The sequence below is a fragment of the Clostridium estertheticum genome, assembly GCF_026650985.1.
Taxonomy (GTDB): domain Bacteria; phylum Bacillota; class Clostridia; order Clostridiales; family Clostridiaceae; genus Clostridium_AD; species Clostridium_AD estertheticum_C.
Window position 1 is genome coordinate 622,528 of sequence record NZ_CP086239.1, and the last position, 19,064, is coordinate 641,591.

At 28.8% G+C, this 19,064-nt stretch carries 26 protein-coding genes; 24 read left to right on the plus strand and 2 right to left on the minus strand.

Annotation, left to right across the window (positions count from 1 at the left end; all coding sequences use genetic code 11):
• Positions 1–52: 52 nt before the first annotated feature.
• From LL038_RS03110 to LL038_RS03120, 3 genes are all read left to right on the plus strand, one after another.
• Complete coding sequence (locus LL038_RS03110; protein WP_253200243.1) at positions 53–1,285, plus strand: ComEC/Rec2 family competence protein; 1,233 nt, start codon at positions 53–55, stop codon at positions 1,283–1,285.
• A gap of 11 nt (positions 1,286–1,296) precedes the next feature.
• On the plus strand, positions 1,297–1,509 hold the full coding sequence (locus LL038_RS03115; protein WP_216122450.1) for a DUF3006 domain-containing protein: 213 nt from the start codon (positions 1,297–1,299) through the stop codon (positions 1,507–1,509).
• Between the two features lie 178 nt (positions 1,510–1,687).
• Positions 1,688–2,578, plus strand: coding sequence for a hypothetical protein (locus tag LL038_RS03120; RefSeq protein ID WP_216122452.1), 891 nt, complete (start codon positions 1,688–1,690; stop codon positions 2,576–2,578).
• Positions 2,579–2,896: 318 nt separating this feature from the next.
• Here the strand turns inward: LL038_RS03120 and LL038_RS03125 are convergent, their stop codons facing one another.
• The gene (locus LL038_RS03125) at positions 2,897–3,046 is read right to left on the minus strand and encodes a hypothetical protein (RefSeq protein ID WP_268055982.1); all 150 of its coding nucleotides are present in this window, start codon (positions 3,044–3,046) and stop codon (positions 2,897–2,899) included.
• Between the two features lie 37 nt (positions 3,047–3,083).
• Between LL038_RS03125 and LL038_RS03130 the strand changes: the two genes are divergently transcribed.
• Positions 3,084–3,692 carry a DUF2971 domain-containing protein gene (locus LL038_RS03130; RefSeq protein ID WP_268055983.1) on the plus strand — a complete coding sequence of 203 codons (609 nt, stop codon included), beginning with the start codon at positions 3,084–3,086 and terminating at the stop codon, positions 3,690–3,692.
• 502 nt (positions 3,693–4,194) lie between these two features.
• Positions 4,195–6,036 carry a hypothetical protein gene (locus tag LL038_RS03135; protein WP_216122456.1) on the plus strand — a complete coding sequence of 614 codons (1,842 nt, stop codon included), beginning with the start codon at positions 4,195–4,197 and terminating at the stop codon, positions 6,034–6,036.
• 404 nt (positions 6,037–6,440) lie between these two features.
• Here the strand turns inward: LL038_RS03135 and LL038_RS03140 are convergent, their stop codons facing one another.
• Positions 6,441–6,608, minus strand: coding sequence for a ribbon-helix-helix domain-containing protein (locus tag LL038_RS03140; protein ID WP_151553894.1), 168 nt, complete (start codon positions 6,606–6,608; stop codon positions 6,441–6,443).
• 170 nt (positions 6,609–6,778) lie between these two features.
• Here LL038_RS03140 and LL038_RS03145 point away from each other — a divergent pair, with 170 nt between their 5' ends.
• From LL038_RS03145 to spoIIIAE, 19 genes are all read left to right on the plus strand, one after another.
• Complete coding sequence (locus LL038_RS03145; RefSeq protein ID WP_216122458.1) at positions 6,779–7,492, plus strand: hypothetical protein; 714 nt, start codon at positions 6,779–6,781, stop codon at positions 7,490–7,492.
• 90 nt (positions 7,493–7,582) lie between these two features.
• A complete protein-coding gene (locus LL038_RS03150) occupies positions 7,583–8,467 on the plus strand; it encodes a ParM/StbA family protein (RefSeq protein ID WP_253200244.1) in 885 nt (294 codons plus the stop codon).
• Positions 8,448–8,774, plus strand: coding sequence for a hypothetical protein (locus tag LL038_RS03155; RefSeq protein ID WP_216122460.1), 327 nt, complete (start codon positions 8,448–8,450; stop codon positions 8,772–8,774). The genes LL038_RS03150 and LL038_RS03155 overlap by 20 nt, the downstream gene beginning before the upstream one ends.
• A 382-nt stretch (positions 8,775–9,156) precedes the next feature.
• Positions 9,157–9,285, plus strand: a complete 129-nt coding sequence (locus tag LL038_RS03160) for a hypothetical protein (protein ID WP_257786548.1) — start codon at positions 9,157–9,159, stop codon at positions 9,283–9,285.
• A 153-nt stretch (positions 9,286–9,438) separates the two neighbouring features.
• Positions 9,439–10,011 (plus strand): GspE/PulE family protein, encoded by a 573-nt coding sequence (locus LL038_RS03165; protein ID WP_216122462.1) that lies wholly within the window; start codon positions 9,439–9,441, stop codon positions 10,009–10,011.
• Positions 10,012–10,059: 48 nt separating this feature from the next.
• The gene (locus LL038_RS03170; protein WP_216122465.1) at positions 10,060–11,256 is read left to right on the plus strand and encodes a type II secretion system F family protein; all 1,197 of its coding nucleotides are present in this window, start codon (positions 10,060–10,062) and stop codon (positions 11,254–11,256) included.
• A gap of 42 nt (positions 11,257–11,298) precedes the next feature.
• Complete coding sequence (locus LL038_RS03175; RefSeq protein ID WP_216122467.1) at positions 11,299–11,757, plus strand: pilus assembly FimT family protein; 459 nt, start codon at positions 11,299–11,301, stop codon at positions 11,755–11,757.
• A complete protein-coding gene (locus tag LL038_RS03180) occupies positions 11,738–12,181 on the plus strand; it encodes a type II secretion system protein (RefSeq protein ID WP_216122468.1) in 444 nt (147 codons plus the stop codon). Before LL038_RS03175 ends, LL038_RS03180 begins: the two co-directional genes overlap by 20 nt.
• Entirely contained in the window at positions 12,178–12,636 is a 459-nt protein-coding gene (locus LL038_RS03185) for a PilW family protein (RefSeq protein WP_216122470.1), read from the plus strand. The genes LL038_RS03180 and LL038_RS03185 overlap by 4 nt, the downstream gene beginning before the upstream one ends.
• The gene (locus tag LL038_RS03190; protein WP_216122472.1) at positions 12,626–13,054 is read left to right on the plus strand and encodes a hypothetical protein; all 429 of its coding nucleotides are present in this window, start codon (positions 12,626–12,628) and stop codon (positions 13,052–13,054) included. The genes LL038_RS03185 and LL038_RS03190 overlap by 11 nt, the downstream gene beginning before the upstream one ends.
• Positions 13,055–13,065: 11 nt before the next feature.
• Complete coding sequence (locus tag LL038_RS03195; RefSeq protein WP_216122474.1) at positions 13,066–13,851, plus strand: hypothetical protein; 786 nt, start codon at positions 13,066–13,068, stop codon at positions 13,849–13,851.
• Between the two features lie 6 nt (positions 13,852–13,857).
• Positions 13,858–14,295, plus strand: coding sequence for a hypothetical protein (locus LL038_RS03200; RefSeq protein WP_216122475.1), 438 nt, complete (start codon positions 13,858–13,860; stop codon positions 14,293–14,295).
• A gap of 1 nt (position 14,296) precedes the next feature.
• Entirely contained in the window at positions 14,297–14,701 is a 405-nt protein-coding gene (locus LL038_RS03205; protein ID WP_216122477.1) for a hypothetical protein, read from the plus strand.
• 286 nt (positions 14,702–14,987) lie between these two features.
• A complete protein-coding gene (gene efp, locus LL038_RS03210) occupies positions 14,988–15,545 on the plus strand; it encodes an elongation factor P (protein WP_216122479.1) in 558 nt (185 codons plus the stop codon).
• A gap of 165 nt (positions 15,546–15,710) precedes the next feature.
• Entirely contained in the window at positions 15,711–16,631 is a 921-nt protein-coding gene (spoIIIAA, locus tag LL038_RS03215; RefSeq protein ID WP_216122481.1) for a stage III sporulation protein AA, read from the plus strand.
• Position 16,632: 1 nt separating this feature from the next.
• Positions 16,633–17,151, plus strand: a complete 519-nt coding sequence (spoIIIAB, locus tag LL038_RS03220; RefSeq protein ID WP_216122482.1) for a stage III sporulation protein SpoIIIAB — start codon at positions 16,633–16,635, stop codon at positions 17,149–17,151.
• 15 nt (positions 17,152–17,166) lie between these two features.
• Positions 17,167–17,364 (plus strand): stage III sporulation protein AC, encoded by a 198-nt coding sequence (spoIIIAC, locus tag LL038_RS03225; RefSeq protein ID WP_216122484.1) that lies wholly within the window; start codon positions 17,167–17,169, stop codon positions 17,362–17,364.
• 60 nt (positions 17,365–17,424) lie between these two features.
• Entirely contained in the window at positions 17,425–17,808 is a 384-nt protein-coding gene (spoIIIAD, locus tag LL038_RS03230) for a stage III sporulation protein AD (protein WP_216104780.1), read from the plus strand.
• A gap of 24 nt (positions 17,809–17,832) precedes the next feature.
• Positions 17,833–19,011 (plus strand): stage III sporulation protein AE, encoded by a 1,179-nt coding sequence (gene spoIIIAE / locus LL038_RS03235; RefSeq protein ID WP_268055984.1) that lies wholly within the window; start codon positions 17,833–17,835, stop codon positions 19,009–19,011.
• Positions 19,012–19,064 lie beyond the last annotated feature (53 nt).

A 19,064-nucleotide genomic window follows, 5' to 3' on the forward strand; every position in this document is an offset into this window, starting at 1 on the left:
TAACTAATATGGTACTATATAATAGAAAAAAAGAATATAAGGGGGCATAATTTTGAAAATTAAATCTATGAATAAATCTTATAAGAAGGGGTGGACTTGGCTAATTGCTATTGCAATGGTTATAAGTATGGCTACTGGGTGCAGTAGTAATGAGGCAAAAGTGAAAGCTGATGCTAAGGGTGCAACTGCAGCTGTCAATACTACTAAAACCGAAACATCTAAAGTAGCAGTCTCTGGCGAACTAAAAGTACACTATATTAATGTCGGACAAGCAGATAGCATTTTAATACAACAAGGTTCAAGCTCAATGCTCATAGATGCTGGTAACAACGCGGATTCAGAAACAGTTAAAAAATACATAACTGATCAAGGGATTACTAATTTAGATTTTTTGGTAGGAACTCATCCACATGAAGATCATATTGGCGGACTTGATTATGTAATAAATAGCTTTAAAATAGGTAAAATCTACATGCCAAAAGCTACTTCTACTACTAAAACTTTTACAGATGTAGTTAATGCTATTAAGAGTAAAGGATTGAAAGTTTCAGCACCGACTCCAGGAGAAAGTTTTAAATTAGGTGAAGCTACATGCACCATATTAGCGCCTAATGGAAGTGGATATAAAGACACTAATAATGATTCTATAGTTATTAAAGTGAGCTTCGGAGGTAATTCATTCTTATTTACTGGAGATGCAGAAGACGTATCAGAAAATGAGATGTTATCAAAGGGTTACGATCTTAAGGCAGATGTGCTAAAAGTTGGCCATCATGGAAGTAATTCTTCTACTACACAAAAATTCTTAGATGCCGTCAATCCTAAGTATGCAGTAATAAGTGTTGGAAAAGGAAATGATTATGGCCATCCTGTACAATCAACAATGGATAAGTTTAAAAATAAAAATATAGCGGTTTACAGAACAGATGAAAATGGTACTGTGATTGCTACATCAAATGGCAAAGATATTAGTTTTAATGTGAAACCAGGCAGCTATAATGGTGCTAAAGAAAAGGTAGCTGCTAAAACAACTACCACTACCAAAAGTGCAAATATGAACAGTGTTAAAGCAGCTACACCAAAAGTAGCCGCACCTAAAGTAACTCAAGAGGTAGCTCCAAAACAAAGCAATAGTGGCACAATGGTTTGGCTATCTGCAACAGGGAGTAAGTATCACTCAATAAATAATTGTGGTAAGATGAACCCTAACAATGCTAGACAAGTTACGTTAGAAGAAGCTAAAAAAAGTTATAGTCCATGCAGTAAATGTGGACCACCACAATAGGAGGACTTATTATGAAGGTAATTATAGATAGATTCGAAGGATCTTATGCAGTTTGCGAAAAAGAAGATAGAACTATGATGGATATATATAAAGATAAAATTCCTTCTGGGTCTAAAGAAGGTGATGTACTTAATATCATTAATGATGTTATTACTATTGATATAAAGGAAACTGAAAAAAGACAAAGAGAAATTGAAAAATTAACTGAAGATTTATGGGAATAAAATTAACCTCGGTGTAACCTGAGGTATTTTATAAAAGCAAATAGGATAAGTGTATTGAAGTTTGTTGAGCAATATGAAACTAAGACGACGTGAATGTTAAAAAAGTAAATATGAATTATGTTCTTTGAAAAATATTTAATAGTAGAAGAAATATAATTAATAATCAAAGGAGATATAAATGGGATTTGATGATGTTAATGTTAATCCGTATGGAGGTAATTTTAACAATATTAAAGAAAAGCTTAATAGTGTTAAAGAACAAGATATATATTATCAAAAATGGATGGGAAACTATTCCGAAATGTTTAAGATAAGCGATGATTTAAATGTAATAGACTGGAAAGTGAGAGAATGGAGAGCTATTAAAGAGATATATGCATCAGCAATATTATTTGAAGAAGCTAAATGTTCATTGGAGAACAGATGCATGGCTTCATATTATTTTTCAGCATATTATAGTATTTTCCATGCAATGCTATCAGCAATTTGTTTGGATACTAATATAACATTGGAGAAAATAAAAGTTATAACCCATTCAAAAGTTGGCAACCAATTTAAAAATACATATTGTCATGGTAAAAATTCAATATTATCAGAAGACATATATACCTTTTTTAATAAGGCAAAATATTTAAGAGAATATTATAGCTATACACCACCATTAAATATAACTTTTTATGATGAATCTTACCTAGATAATCTTAAGAAGTTTATAGTTAAATGTTTTCAGCTTACAAACTTGCAATCACTTATATTAGAAAAAAGCAATAAGCACGATTGTCCTGGAACAATAACAACAGGAGAACAGTATATGCATGTGATAGAAGTTTTTAATAAACTTGTATCTAAACAAAGCATTGATGAGAATAACAAATATGTTCTTGATCCAGCAGATTTGAATGTACGAAATGATATATTAACATGTGGAATAGATTTTCAATTTATAGCACTTCAACTTGATCATACCTTTGATGAGTTTAGATTATATAGTGGTTCAGGTGAATTCTTTTCTACTGATAATGGAATGACTAATTCAATATATTCATTTATATATAATAGCATAATGTAAAAATTAACATGAATGCCTTATTATTCAGAAATGAATTTTACGGTATTTTTGTTTCTTAATTTTATTAAAAGATGACGTAACAATGGAATGAAAATATGAGAAATGTTCTTTGGAAATTGAATAATGCGGTATAAAAAATAAAAAAATTACGATTATAGGAATAGGTGTAATATGCTATAATTTGTATAGAAATAGGTTGGAATTACTGTTTGATTTGACATTGTTATTTCGGACAAAATATCCGACTTCAGTTTACAAAACCATTTCTTAATGTAAACATCATTATGAATAAATTAATTAAAAAGGAGGAGTTATTATTTATAGATTTATATCATTTGAGTCTTTTGTAGATATAATCCAACGACAAGTGCTAACATTTATTTCACCAGCAAATTGGGAAGATCCTTTCGAAAGTTTTTTGTTTAAAGCAGTTAAAACTGATGAAGGAACAAAAAAAGTTATGAACATATTAAGAAAAATAACCCCTGAATATGCGGAGGCTAATATGGCAATTTTAAAAAGATTTGAATATTGTGTTAAAGGACAGTGTTGGACAAACAACGGAGAGAGTGATGCTTTGTGGAGAATTTATTCCAATAATAATATGGCAATTAGGATTGAAGTAGAAGAAGAGAAAATTAATAGACTTAATAATGTAACAATTAATGAAGTTAAATATATTAATAAATTATCATTAGAAGCTGAATTACAACAAATGAGAGCAGATGATACTCTTGATGTGCGCAAAGCATTTTGCAGTAAAAGAAATGAGTTTAGACATGAGAATGAGGTTAGATTACTTAGTGAAATTAATGTTGATGCAGTATTATCAGATTCAATAAAAATGCAAAAACGATCTCTAGAGCAGTTAAAAATGGATGGTAAGATAAATGAAACTCAATATACACATATACTTACAAAGGTTATTAAATTTCAAGGAGAACCAAAATTAAATAAGGCCATTTCGTTTGAACATATTGATGGGTTTATTAAGAGTGTTATGCTTCATCCATTAGCACCAAAATGGTTCGAGGATACGTTAAAGTTTTTTTGTGAAACGCATAAATTGAACTATGTTGGAAAATCAAAATTGTATGATCTTCAATTTGACTAACATTATAAACTGTTGAAATTTATTGTTCTGAAACACCGTATCATTCTTATTGAATTTTACGGTGTTTTTATGTTGTAATTCAAAAATATTGGTAGTTAATTTGAAAATTACACGATGTAACTATTTAAATTGAAAGTACTAACAATGCTCTTTGGAATTGAACAATATAGTATTTAGAAATAAACATATTTAATATAATAGATAAAATAGCGTTGTTCAAATATGAAAACAATGGTATGATTTCTGCATAATGTAATTATAATTATAAATACATATTATGTCTATAATGCAAAGGGAGATTTATAGATGAAAGTGGATGAAGACTAAATAGATTTGCTAAGATTTGGAGTGTAGTACAGTCAAAGCGTACAATAAACAACTGAGTTTTTTACTTTTCAGTTGAACTGTAAACTGTATCATTAGTGATTGTGTGTGGATTTTAAGATCAACTTGATAGAAGTATTAATATATCATTATCACTTAATTAGAGGAGGAGAAATACATGAGCCACTCTGTAGGGAAAAGGGAAGATAAAATAAAGTATTTAGATGGCATTAATGAAAAAATTTTTGTAAATTTGGTTTCAGATATTCTATACTTCAAGTTAAAACATAGAGATATAAAAATAATGGATGGTACGGGTGATGGTAAAAGAGACATACTTTCTATAAATAAATATGGAAAAAAATGCTTAACACAGTGTAAGTTTCATTATGATTTTTCAAAATGTTCGGGTAGTTGCGAGACCGACGAAGTAGTAATGGGATTGTTTAAATTTGGGTATAAAACAGGTAATTTCGCTACTTCAGGAAGAATATCACCCCAAGCAAAGAGAGAATACGAGGATAACTATCCAGATTATGATTTAGACTATTTTGATGGTGAAAGGATTGTAGATTATATTTTAGACAATCCAGTATTATCATCGTATTGGATTAATGGAAACAGCATTGATCAGAGTATGAAATCACTTGTTATTCCAATTTTAGTAAGGGGTTGCGTAGTAAATTTAGATGAACTTTTTAAAGTATGTTTAGGCGATTTTAAATTAAATAGGAAAAACAATGTTAATTTCAAAATTGAATCTGGAGTGTTTTCAAAAGATTTCTTTGAACCGTATCAGGAACTGACTATAAAGAACAAATATGAAGGGTGGAATCCTAATTTAATTTGCCACAAGATAACTGTATCTGGTGGAATAGAATTAAACCAAATTCCACAATATAAACAACAAATACTAGAAGAACTAAATAGAATAAAGTTTAAAATAGGTTTAGATATGATAAGTGTCAGGTTTGGAAAAATGCAAATAGTAAATTCGAATATAAATTCTAACTATCTAAAAATTCCAATAAATGTGGAAACATATATATTAGGTACAGATATTGTTAAAGAAAGTGAATGGGTTATTGGTTTAGATTCAAATTACACAATACCTATAAGACTTGGTACGTCGCAAGCGGATTTTTTTAGGTTTTATTCAGTTGAGCATGATACTTGCACAAATTTAGTATACATAGGAGATATAAGACTTCAAGATAGAAGTATGTTTGTTGAAAAGAATGAATTTGAAAAGCTTATCTGGAATAATTCATTCTTTTTAACCGGAAGGGATGGTGTAATTGATTCATTATGTGGAGAAAAGAATCTTAATCCAGACATTAAACTGAGGTATGGTTCAGCAGATGCGGTAGTTGGTTGGATGTATCCAACAAGTCAATTTAGACCAGTATTATCAGGTGATAGGCAAAAGGATTATGAGAGTATTAAGAATGAATCATTTGAATATGATGTTTCTTTATTGAAAGAGTATATCATTGGAAAAGAAGTTTCTATTTTACACCCTAATGTAGCGTTACATGTAGCAAGAATTAATGATTATGAGCCTTATTTAAATGATGTCAGTAAATGTGTATATAGGATGGCAGATCTAAGTGGATATTTCTCTGATATACCATCTCCAATTAATCTGAATGAACGTAGAATTATCATAACGAAAGTGTGGACAATAGGAACAATTAATGTTCAAGATAAGGACAAACATATTATTAGTATTGATGCAATTAGTAAAAAAATGAAATTCACCTATAAAACATTCACACGATGCGATTTAAGCTATAGTAACGTAGGTAGTGGTAAAAAGTTTTATATTCTTGTAGATGTTAGTAGTAATAATATTGATGACGTGCGTTCAATCGAATATATTAATCAATTTGAACTCAAGGCTAAAGAACATTTTGATAAATTTGAAACAGAATTGTTGAAATTAATACCAGATAGTCACAGTTGTACGAGAGAATATTGGTCTAACGAGTATGGTATAATATTTGGTGATACACAATAAAAGAATCTAATGCAGTTAATTAAATGAAGCATGCTACTAATAAAAAACGAATTATTCAGTTTTGAATTTTATAGTGCGTTTAAGTAGTACTTCAAATAAAATATAACTAAAATGAGACATGTCAATACTTCAAATGAGGTGATGGCATGTCTTTTAAATTACATGAAAAATAAATATATAATCTTTATTTTAAGCATATCATTACCAACATATCAATGACCAGACGTTTGAAACCCACATGTGGCTATCATACATACTTAATAAGAATATAGTTAATAAGACTTTATTAATAAGAATATATAAATAACTACTATATATACATAAAGGTATACTATGAAATAATAGTTTGTTGGTGGTCTGCTAAGTGGATAATTTGTAAAAAAAATAAAGAGGGCTAAAATAAATTAACTCTCTTTACTGTCAAGTAACATCTTCATAGCTCTATCAAATAATTTACTAACAGGCACATCCGTTTCCTTGGATAGTGCTTTAAATCTTTGTAACAACTTAATATCAAATGAGCTGGAATATCGTATTCTATTTTTTAAATCCTTATCTTTTTCAGTATTCATAGATACCTCCGAACAATATTATTATAATTATTATACCACGGATGTAAGCAAGATTGCATAAGTTCAAGAAAGTTTTGAAAAATACTTGCGCAAGTTTAAACAAGGTGATATTATATAAATATTACTTGAGCAAGTTTAAGCAAGTTAGTTTTAAAGAAGGAGGTTTCACTATGGCTACTAAGGGATTTACCAAAATAAATAATTCAATAATTTTCGATTTAAATCTATCATGCGAGGCTATCGGTCTTTATGCCAAATTACAATACTTATCTACCATGGACAACTTTTCTATCAGAAGAGAACATATAAAATCTATTAGTGGTTATGGTGAAACGGCCTTCAGAAGGGTTTGGAAAGAACTTAAGGATAAAGGTGTACTCATTGAAAACAAAACAAGTAATAAAGGCAGATATGAGTATATATATACTTTAAAAAACAATGAAGGTGTTACAAAACCAGTTGCCAAAGTAAAGAAAAAGAAACTTAAACATCTAGATAGTAATGGTGATGCTCCACTGGATGGACAAATAACTATTGATGATGTTTTAGGGTCAGAGCAACAAGAAGTAATTGCCATAAATGAAGATGTTAGGGCAGTAGCAGAGGTTACAGGGTTAAAGGATGTAGAAGTAGCTGAACTTTTAAAGGTGGCCAGTAATGATGCCGCTAAGGTTATTGAGTGTCATAAGTATAGTGTGGCCCAGGAGAATGTAAAAGATATTTTTAGCTACACAAAATGGGCAATAAAAAACAATAAAGTTTTGAAATGTAAAAAAGAATATTCTGCCAAAGGTACATTTAATGATTATCCACAACGCACATATGATTTTGAGAAATTAGAGAAGGCACTGTTATACGGTGAGCAGTATGAGTTACCGGCGTAGAAATAATGGTTAGAGAAAATAAGTAGTGTAGAAGCGGTGGAACAGAGAATTTAGCTGTAATATTAATAAATTAAATGGAGGTTTTTAATAATGAATAAGGGAATACAACATACAATTATAGACGTGGGTAATTATTTTATAAAGTATATTGGCGAGAATAAGGGCGGTTTTAGCGCTAAATATACTACGGACTACCAAAGTTACCCGGATAGTTTCCAAAGGGTTGAGATAGATGAATTTACCACATATTTGACCATTGGAGAGTTCAGCAAAGAGTATGACAAAACCAACAAAGAAAACTTTATACCCCAACTCATGTATGCTATATGTAAAGCTAATAGTGGTGGTGTTATAAAAACTAATTTATGTTTAATGTTGCCTATAATGCAGATGGCTAGTAAACAAAAGTTAATAGATATAGTAAGTAAAAACAAGCATACTAAATTAAAGTTTAATGGTGTAGATAAGGAAATCTTTATAGAGGACACACTAATATTGCCGGAAGGTTATAGTAGCTATTTTAGCCTTAGTAAAGAGCAGAAGATGGGTGATATTTGCATAATAGATTGCGGCAGCAGAACAATAAATTTATCTATCATTGAAAATGGGAAAGTAGTTAAGCTCCAAACAATTAAACTAGGAAGTTATGATCTATATACTAAAATTAAAAATATAGAGAATAAGGATTATAGCGAAGAGGACATACAAAGACTTATAGATAATAAGATAATCACGGTAGAAGAAAAGGAGTACACTTTATTTTTAAGCAATATATTGAACTCTATAAAACCTTATGCCAATCTTAATACCTATAAAGTTTACTGGACTGGAGGTACAAGCTTAATGTTAAAGGAGTATATAAAGCAATTATCATTAAAGGCGAGTTTTGTATTGGATAATGCAAGCACAAGTAATGTAGATGGAGCATTAGAGGCGTGTAAGAAGGTGTGGAGCAATGGCGATAAGCAAGAATAGCATGAGAATACAATTTACATTAAATATAGATAAACCTAAAGAAAATCAAATAGTGGAGTTTCTTAGTGGCTGCATAGATCCCAATAACTCCATTAAACAAATAATTTATAATTACATAGTGAGTAACGGTGGTGTAAAGTTGCCACTAGTTACTCCAATAAAAGTAAGTGAAGGTGATGCAAAGTTACTCAAGGTAAGTAAAAGTGATGATATAAACAAAAATATAGTTACTCAAAGTGATGAAAAGTCACACGAAGTAAGCGAATTAGAAATGAATGAGCTAGAGGAATTGAGCAAGTTTATTTAACTTGTATAAGGGAATAGGATCTATATCCAAAAATGATATTGGACTCTCTCAGAGAAGATGACTATATAATGAAAGAAAACAATGAAAATGGGTATAACGACCAGAACGAGGATGAAGAATAACAGAATTGACAGGGTTGAGAATAAGAAAAATGGTTTTATTAAATTTTATATGATTAAAATTAGTAAGCAATCCAGAAATTTTAATAAAATACAGTAGAATATAAGAATTAAAAAGTTTTGAAATAATATAAAGAAAAATACAAAAAACGAAGAAAGGATACGAACAGATGTTCTTTACTTTTATAAATTAAAATGTTATTATTAAACCATTAAGGATACATTTAACAAATTATATTTCCATAACGGAAGGGGATAAAAACATGGGGGAAACAGATTATATAAGAGATGTTTTTAAAAATGATATAAAAAAGGACACACAAATAATTTCAAGACTATTGGAATTAGAGATAGATTATTTTATTAAAATTGAGAAAGCGCTAAATCAATAATAAGTTGGTTTAGCGCTTCAAATCTTTATTCGTCAAAAATTCGTCAAAAATTATATTGCAATTCTTTATAATTCTTTATAAGTATTTAAAAATGTTTTTATAAGAACCGTTGATATTGCTACATTATATAAGTATATTGCATTGTATATAATATTGATTCAGATAAGTAGCATTTTAAGGCAGGATCCTGACTTCATAATGATTGGGGAGATAAGAGATGAGGAGACAGCGAAGATAGCCGTTAGGGCTTCAATAACTGGACATCTAGTATTGTCGACACTTCATACAAATGGTGCGATGGCAACCGTATCAAGGTTAATAGACATGGGTATTCCATCATATTTAGTTGCGGATTCATTAGTTGTAGTATTAGCTCAGAGGTTGGTGAGAAAGTTATGTCCTTATTGTAAGTTGGAATATAAAGTTATGAATGAGGAATTTGAACATCTAGGATTTAAGAGAGGTCAAAAAACATATAGTTCAGTAGGATGCAATAAGTGTTATGAAACTGGATATAAAGGGAGAACTGTAATATATGAGTTGCTAGAAATGGATAGTAATCATAGATCAATTATAGTAAGAAATGGGATAAGCGATGAGCTTTGGAAATATTGCAATGAAAATAAGTCGAGTTCACTTAAGGATAGTTGTAAAACGTTAGTGCTTAATGGAATAACATCAATAGAGGAATTTGTAAGTGCTACTTACAGCTATAATTTTAAATAAGGTATTTTTAAAACAAATTAAAGATGACGGGTAACAGGTGAGTATAACATGAGATATAAATACGTGGCTAAAACATCAAGTGGAGTTTTAATAAAGGGAAGTGCGCAAAGTGATAGTATTGAAGAATTAGCTTTAAGATTACGTGAAAAAAAAGTATATTTAATGAAAATTAGAAGTGTAAAAATTATAGGTGAAATTTCGAGTAAACCTAGTTTGAAAACAATATCAATGTTTTGCAAACAATTTTCTTTATGTATTAAAGCTGGTATTTCAATATGTGACATTCTTAATTTACTTAATGAGCAAATGACGCATAAGTCCATAAAAAAGAGTCTAATAGATATTTGCGAAAATGTACAAAAGGGTAATTCACTCCATGAAAGTATGAAAAAAACTATAAATGTATATCCGAAATTTATGATAAATATGATTTATTTGGGTGAGGAGAGCGGTAGACTAGATATAATTTTAGAAGAATTAGCTGAGTACTATGAAAAAGAGCATAAGTTGTTAAAAAGATTTACTAATTCTATGATTTATCCATTTACGGTGTTCGTAACATTAATGATTGTATCTATGTTTTTGATGATAAAGGTAATTCCAGTATTTATTACAAATCTTAATTCTCTTGATGCAGAAATCCCACTAATAACGCAAATAGTTCTAGGAACAAGTAGTTTTCTTAAACACAATTTATTATTGATTTTACTTGCAATTTCAAGTGTAGGTTTTATTTTATTAGAATATTTTAAGACTGAAAGAGGAAAGATTATTTTTGGCAAATTTCTATTTATGTGCCCAATATTAGGACCGGTGTATAGGAAAATTATATACACAAGGTTTTCTAGAGGACTTAATATATTACTAAGTAGTGGAGTTGGGTTAATTAGATCATTTGAAATAATCAATGATGTTATAGAGGATAGTTATTTTAAGCTAAAGCTTAAAATAGTTTTTAATGGTATAGAAAAAGGGGAAGATTTATCAAGCTCAATAAATGCAATGAACTTATTTCCACAATTTTTTGTTGCTATGATAAAAATTGGTGAGGAAACTGGCACTTTAGATGGAATGTTTTTAACTGCCGCAGATATATTTTATGAGGATGCTCAGGAGAATGTAGATAAGGCGACAGTATTACTAGAGCCAATTTTAATAATGTTTTTGGGGCTTATGATTGGAATAATCATATTAGCAGCTATGCTGCCTATGTTAAATGTTATGGACTCTGCGGGCAAGTTGTAATGATATTAAGGTTGCAGCTTTGTGGAGATAATTTAGGGGAAGATGAGTGGGAAATTTATGCGTAGAGGGTTCACATTGATTGAGATGATTTTAGTATTGTCTATTATGGGTATAATTGGCGGAACTAGCGTTGTATCTGTTAGATATTACAATACAATAAAAAATAAAGTAGATGCAGATTATGCTTGCAACGCTATAGTAAGTTTTATTAATAATTCGAAAATGTATTGTAGGGAAAACTCTTGCAGTGGAATTATAACTTTTGATGTACTAAGGAATGAAATAAAGTTACACGATGGTAGGTCAGAGATTAACAAATTATCATTATCTAATAAAATAAAATTATATGAGGTTATAGGGAGGAGAAGTGATAATGATATTGTAAGTGACGACAAGGGTTATAGTAATGACTCGTGTACAATAATTTTAAAAGACAACAATTTAATAGAACATAGAATAACAATGAGGGTAGGTACAGCATATGTCAAAATCATTAAGTAAAAAGGGATTTACATTAATTGAGGTATTATGCAGCCTTGGTGTATTTTCCATCATTTTCATTTGTATGATGTCATTTGATAAAGCTTCCATTAACATGAAAAAAGATGTTAAAAATATTAATAACGACGTGCTTATAATGGAAGCTATAAAAAACAATATTATATACTCAATGACATTCAAGGAATTAGAACAGTTAGAAACAAGTAAAAATTTATTTGTGAATAAAGAAAATATGAATTTTGACAAAATTAAAACTAATGTTATACAGGTATTTTCGGATCATACGTCCACTCAGAATCCATATATAGAGTTAAGATTAATAAAAGATGAATTAAATGTTTATAAATTGAACCTTTTGTTACATTCTGGTAAAAAAGATATAGAGGATCTACAGTGTAATTTCTATAAAGGTAATCATGAATGATTAAAAAAGGATTTACACTTGTAGAAATAATAATTGTTATGGCTTTGGTATTTTTAATGATTGGAGTAGTAGATGGTATGTTTATCTCTTATGTAAAAAATTACAAAATTAGTGTAGTACAAAATAATGGGTTTAATTATTTAAGTGAAGCAATAGCAACAATAGAAAAAGAGGTGAATTATCTGGCAAGGGATGTAATAACTGAGGAAAATGTTATCAAAATTAATAATACGAATGGAAATGATATAAAGTATATAAAATGTATCAATAGTAAGCTATATGTTTTATATGGCACAATGTATAAATCTCTTAATGATAGTTCTAGTAAGGCCTTAATTGTAGATAATGTAAAAGAGTTTGTAGCTATAAAATCTGGAAAAAACATTTATATTAAAATAATTTGGTGCAATGGCCAAAGTATTGAGAGGTGTTTGGTTATAGAAAATGCAAACTAAAAAAGGATTTATATTAATTTATACAATTTTGGTAGGACTTGTTTGCTTAACTATTATGATGTATATATTTGATGTTCAATTGTCAGAGGTTAGGTATTCAACAAGTAATAAAAAACATGTGTTAAAAGATGACAATTATCAAAGAGATAAAGAGTATTTAATGACTTTATTTTTTAAGTACATAGATGAAAATGAAGTACAAATAAAGCAGGAGGGAATAAATAAGTTCTTGTTCGATAATTTAAGCAGCAGTGTAAAGTATGGGGATGCTTTGGTTACTCATACTAATTCAACAAATGAATTCATTTTTATAACTTCATACGATACGCTAAACAATAGACATGATTATTTTATATTAGAGGATATTGAAAAAAAAGTTAAGCTGATATTTATAAAGACTAAATATCTTAAAAAATAAGGGAGGGGAAAATGAAGTTCAGAAAAAATATATTTTTAGAAGTTACGCAGCAGAAAATTTCAAGCATAGAATTTTCTAAACATTTGATTTTTAATAAGTTATACAATATTTCTAATAAAAATGTATATTATAAGGATGATTCCAATACAAAAAAGTTACAAATTGATATAAAAAATAAGAATTTATACGTTTTGGTTGAAGGAGAAACAGTATACATAAGACTGGTAACATTGCCGACAGTTAGAAAATATTTAATAAATGATATGATTAAAAATGAATTAAGATATTATTATAAGGATATAGATCATATCTCATTCACCTATAAGTTAATTAAAGAGGATAAAACCAATATGGAGATATTAGTTTTTTGTTTAAAGGGAAATAACCTAGATATGTTAGAAAATAGTATTAATAATGTTACTTTCAAAAAAGTAAACCTAATCCAATTTTGTTTTAAAAACTTTTATGCAAACAAAATCCATGTAAAAAACTATATAATGGTATTTTATTATAATAGTAATTTATATTATTTGATATGTAACAATAATGAGATTGTAGCTAATAATAGTGTAAGTATTAAGGAAGTGACCTTATCAAAATTTTCAAAATCAATGAATGAATTTTTAGAACAGTATAATGATTATGCAAAATCCTGCGAAAAAATATATTATTCAAATATATCACAATTAGATATTGAATCAGATATTAAAAAATTTGAATATCTACAATTGTCTCATCAAATACTAGGCGAGTTAAAGAGAGAAGAATTGTTGAAATATATAATATTAAAGGGGTAGATAGTCATGAAAAAAAATACATTTATTCCTAATTGGTATATTGATAAGAAGAATAAAACAAAAATGAAGATAATTAAAATAGGTATTATGCTATTTTTTATATTAGATATTATATTGCTAGGGGTTATATTAAATATCACAAATAAAACAGGAAATATTGAGGGGGAGAGCAATAGTACTCAAAAGAACAGTGGTATTGAGCTTAGAACAAAACAGGATATAATTATTATTGAGAAATATAACAAACTAAATAATTTTTTAAAGGAAAATGGTTTGAATTACAAGGATATTACAATAACTGATAATAGCTTTGAAATGAATATAGAAGTTAAAAATTATGAAGAATATATTAAAGTAATAAGTTGCATAGAGAATAAATACCCCGTAAAAAAATTAACCCCAAATAAAGATAAATTAACCTTTAATATTAAATGTGAGGTATAAGATGTATAAAAATCGACAGTCTGAATGGATGTTAGTTATACTTATGATGATAATGGCTATTTTATCTTTTGAATTTATAATTGTTAAAAATAAATTTATAACATATAAAGACAATAAAGTAATTAGTAGTATTACTGCTAAAAACGTGAAAAGCGCTCAGAAATTTGGATATAGTGATATTTTAGAATGCTTAAGCAAAAATAAAGATTTTAAGGTAGAGTCCATTAATATGATGGAAAATGAAAAATGTAATGTTGAAGTTAATTACAAAGGAGATTTAAATTTGTTATATAGTTCATTAGTTAAGTTAACTGAAAGCAAAAATTTATTAAATGTAAGTAAAATTATTATTCACAAAGACACTGAAATTACAAATATAGAGATTGATTTTAAAAAGAATAAGTGATTAATTGAAATATTCGCTCCAATTTTAGGGAGTTGATATCTTAATTAATGATTTTTATTAAAATATATACACTTTAAATGGTATACTTATAAAAAAGACATAAAATTATTCAAATAATATATATTTATATTTGCAAATATCCTTAAGTTTTGATAAAATAACATTGTTCCACTGTAATGTTTATATTTAGTGGAGTGCAAACGTAATGATTGGTATTAATTTACCTAATAAGGTTATAATATAAATGGGTTAATTGAATTATTTATAAATTTTGGAGGGATACTTAATGATTTCAGCAGGCGATATAAGAAAAGGAACAACATTTGATGAAGGTGGACAAGTTTACACAGTTATAGATTTTTTACATGTAAAACCGGGTAAGGGAGCTGCATTTGTTAGAACTAAGTTAAGAAACGTTATAAACTCAGGGGTTACAGAAAAAACATTTAATCCTACTACAAAATTACAAGAGGCAGTTATAGAAAGAAAAGAAATGCAATATTTGTATGCAGCTGACGGACTATACTACTTCATGGATCAAGAAACTTTTGAACAAATACCACTTAACTACGAAAAAGTTGAAGATGCAATAAAATACTTAAAAGAAAATATGTTTGCTATAATAAAATTTTATAAGGATGAGGCTTTCTCAGTGGAAGCTCCAAACTTTGTAGAATTACTTATAACTAGTACTGAACCAGGTGTTAAAGGTAATACATCTTCTAGTGTAACAAAACCAGCTACTGTAGAAACAGGAGCAATCATTCAAGTGCCAATGTTCGTCAATGAGGGTGAAACTATAAGAATAGATACTAGAAATGGAGATTACATGTTAAGAGTTTAAATTTATATTTAAAAAGGACCGATATCGGTTCTTTTTTTTTGTTCTTTTTTTGTTAAGTAATACATATATTATGGAAATGAATCCGAATTTAAATAATATGTTTTAATTTATATGGAATATTATGTAAGGCAAAGAAATACAAATTATATATGGGAGGATGAGAAAATGTTAGTTACAAAAGATTTATTCGAAATACTACCTAAAACTATTAGAAATATTCTTGAAAAAGTTGATAATTTGCAACAACTTGAAGAGATTAGAGTAAAGGTGAACAAGCCTCTGTTTATTCACATTGGCAGTAAAGAAAAAGTCTGGGAATATATTGCGACTCCAGAGGATTTAAAATACATAATGCAGAGGATAAGCAATTACTCCATATATGCCTTTGAAGACGAGATACGGCAAGGGTATATAACTATAAAAGGCGGACACAGAGTTGGATTATGTGGGATTTGTGTTATTGAAAATAATAGCATTAAGACCATTAAAGATATTTCGTCTATAAATATAAGAGCATGTAAAGAAATTATTGGATGTGCGGACAAAGTTATGCCATATATTATTAATAATGATTCAGTATACAATACAATAATTATATCTCCTCCGAAATGTGGCAAAACAACTCTAATTAGAGATATTTCGAGGCAGATATCACAGGGATATAAAGATATGAGTTTTAGAGGAAAGAACGTCTCTATAATCGATGAGCGTTCTGAGATAGCTGGTTCTTTTAAAGGAATACCACAAATGGACGTTGGGGTGCGTACTGATGTACTAGATAATTGTCCTAAGAGTCAAGGAATTATGATGGCGATTAGAAGTATGTCACCTGATGTGATAGTTTGTGATGAAATTGGTACTAAAAATGATATGGAAAGTATTTTAATGGCATTAAATTCTGGAATTAGTTTAATTACAACTATTCATGGTTTTGGAATTGAAGATTTGTATAAAAGATTAGTTTTCAAAGATATTGTTGATAATTACGTATTTACGAGGGGGATAGTGCTTAGTAATAAAAAAGGAATTGGAACAATAGAACGTATTTATGATTTTACTAAGGGCATAGATGTATGGAGGTCGTAATATGATTAAAATAGTTGGGTGTGTTGTGATTTTAGTTGCGTCAACTATGGCTGGATTTATATACAGCGAAAGGTTAAGATATAGAGTTTTTCAACTAAATGAAATTCAAAGAGCTGTTTACCAACTTCAAAATGAGATAACTTATGTACATGCTCTTTTGCCAGATGCTTTTAAAAGCATAGCAGGGAAAAGTAAAGAACCGATAAAAGAACTATTTAATAAAACAAGTGAACTTTTAACTAACAATGAATACGAGAATGTATATGAAGCTATGAATAGTGCAATAAACTTAACAAAAGATAAATTGTATATAAATTCTGATGATATAAATGTTATTTTGGATTTATCAAAAACACTTGGAGAATCTGATATTCAAGGCCAAAACAGTATATTTTCACTTACTATATCAAATTTAAAAAAACAAATTATAATATCAGAAGAATTTATGAATAAGAATATAAAAATGTATAGATGTTTAGGGTTTTCTTTTGGGGCAACGCTTGTAATAGTACTAATATAGGGAGGAGGTTTTTATGTGTTAGATGTTAGTTTACTGTTTAAAATAGGGGCAACAGGTATTCTGATTATTATTATTGACAAGATTTTAAAAAGTGGAGGCAAAGATGATATCGCTGTAGTTGCGAATTTAGCTGGAGTAATAATAATTCTTATGATGGTGATAAATTTAGTAAACAAACTGTTTACTTCTGTAAAAACTTTGTTTCAGTTTTAGGATGAATAGATAAAAATTAAAAACTTTTATTCACTCGCAGAGGCAATCGAGGAGGATTTTATGGAAATAATCAAAGTTGTTGCATTCGCTTTCATAGCATTATTTATTGTGCTTATATTCAAAGGTAGAAGAGATGATTTAGCTATTCAAGTTAGTATAGCAGCGGGGATATTGATATTTTTATTTATGGTAAACAAACTTACAATAATTCTGGGGTTTTTACAAACATTAGCGAATAAGGCTAATATTGATGTCGTCTATTTAAATACTGTTTTTAAAATACTGGGAATTGCCTATTTAGCTTCTTTTTGCAGTGAGATTTGCAGGGATGCTGGCCAGAGTAACATAGCAGGTAAAGTTGAATTTGCTGGAAAAATATTTATATTAGTTTTGGCAATACCAATTTTAATGGCAGTAATGCAATCTATTTTGAAAATAATGTAGAGGTGTAGGATGAGGAAATGTAAAATGAAGAAACGGAATATGAAGAGACTTAATATGAAAAAGATTTTACTGATTTTATTATTTTTATTATCTTTGAACATTAGTGTACAAGCTACTGAGATAGGTAAAATAGGGGAAAAGCAGCAAACTGAAATAAATAATTTATATGACTACATTTCTAATGTTAAATCTCAATATGAAATATTTAACGATATGCAGCCACAAACTTTTGTAGAGCAATTTATAAAAACTGGTGATAATGGTTTAAGTTTTAAGAAAACATCAACTTTCATTATTAGATACACGTTTAAAGAGGTTATTGCATGTATGGAGTTAATTGGGAGTCTTATGATTATTGCTATTATATGTGCGATGCTAAATAATCTTCAAAGTGCTTTTAATAGAGATAGTTTATCAAATATTGCTTACCTTGCGTGTTATGGTGTAATGATTGTAATGATAACTAAAAGTTTTTATGTAGTAGCAGAGCTTGCCAAAAATACAATTGTAAGTATGTCTAATTTTATGTCAGCACTTATCCCAGTACTCATGATGCTCCTAGCAAGTGTTGGTGGATTTGCAGAAGCAACGCTGCTCGATCCTGTAATTATGGGTTTTGCAACGGTAAGTTCTAGGATATATGTAGATATTATCATTCCTATAATATTTATGAGCTTCGTTTTACAGTTTGTGACCAGTATATCTAGCGATTACAAAATAAAGGGTTTGACAAAGCTTTTAAAACAAACTGCCATTTGGATACAGGGAATAGTTATGACAGTTTTTATTGCGGTAATTACTATACGTAGCATTGCAGCAAAAACCTTAGATCAAGTTACTATAAAAACAGCAAAATTTGCGGTAGATACGTTTGTACCTGTAGTTGGAAAATGTTTATCTGATGCAATTTCTACAGTAGCTGGATACTCACTTCTTTTAAAGAGTGCTATAAGTGGGCTTGGGTTAATTGTTCTTATGGTAATAGTAATACTTCCTATTATAAAACTTCTGATTATGGCTTTTTTATATAAAGCGGCAGCTGCACTAATTGAACCAATAAGTGATAATCGCACAGTAGAGTGTATAAATTCAGTAGGGGATTCTATTCTTCTTTTAATGTCTTGTGTAATATCGGTAAGTGTAATGTTTTTCATAATGGTTGCGATAGTAGCGGCTACTGGGAAAGGTATAATATCAGGATGATAATTACCATATATATGTATACTTATATGTCGAATTTGATTCTAATCATAAAG